Source organism: Vibrio sp. 970 (assembly GCF_033339075.1).
Genome location: NZ_JAWOTW010000379.1, coordinates 1 through 664, shown reverse-complemented (window position 1 = coordinate 664; position 664 = coordinate 1). Strand labels below are relative to the sequence as shown.

At 42.2% G+C, this 664-nt stretch carries 1 protein-coding gene and 1 pseudogene; one reads left to right on the top strand and one right to left on the bottom strand.

The window, feature by feature from the left end; all coding sequences use genetic code 11:
- Positions 1 to 245, bottom strand: a pseudogene (locus R7Q11_RS26810) (hypothetical protein); the annotation flags it as partial.
- Positions 246 to 372: 127 nt separating this feature from the next.
- Between R7Q11_RS26810 and R7Q11_RS26805 the strand changes: the two are divergent.
- Positions 373 to 664 (top strand): hypothetical protein (locus R7Q11_RS26805; protein ID WP_005459692.1); only part of this gene is annotated, 292 nt, incomplete at its 3' end.

Sequence of the window (664 nt, the reverse complement as noted above, 5' to 3'; positions counted from 1 at the left end):
CCGAGTTTTTCTTGCACACCGCCTACCGCAATGCCTTTATAGCCCGCTTTAACGACTTCTTTATAAATGCATAGACGGGTAGGGTGCCCTAATTCTTTTAATGCTTTAGCGACGGCTTCTAGCTCCATACTGACCTCTAAACTGACCAACGTTAAATGTGTTTCGATAATAGGGAAACTCGCCTTGAATGCCAACTTTTCTGGTTTGACTCTGTGTGATTTCAGGCGAGTTTCATACCGACTCATACTGTGATGACAAAAATTGTCTCCTCCAATGAGACAGATCAATCTTCATTATTATTTCACCCCACGTTCAAACTTCCTCTCCTACACTCTTTGATGAGTTGTTAGTTGGCAGAACAAGGAGGCGGCCATGATTGCAGTTCATCGAGATTATTGTTTGTCTAGCAGTTCAGAGTTACACGCGCATGTTAAAGTAAACCCTGTTGGAAGATTGGAAGTTGAAATTATCGAACTTGAAGAGCGTCATACGACCGAGTTTGATGATTTATCTTTTGAAAGTCGTGGATGTGAAACTCGAATTTGTGGCAAAGAAGACGCAACCCCGTGGCAGTTCAATCTTGCAGTTACCGACGCGTTAGAGCTTTCTCATTTAGTTGAAGAAGCGAATGAAGAGTATGAGATTTTGATGAATGACCTCATGT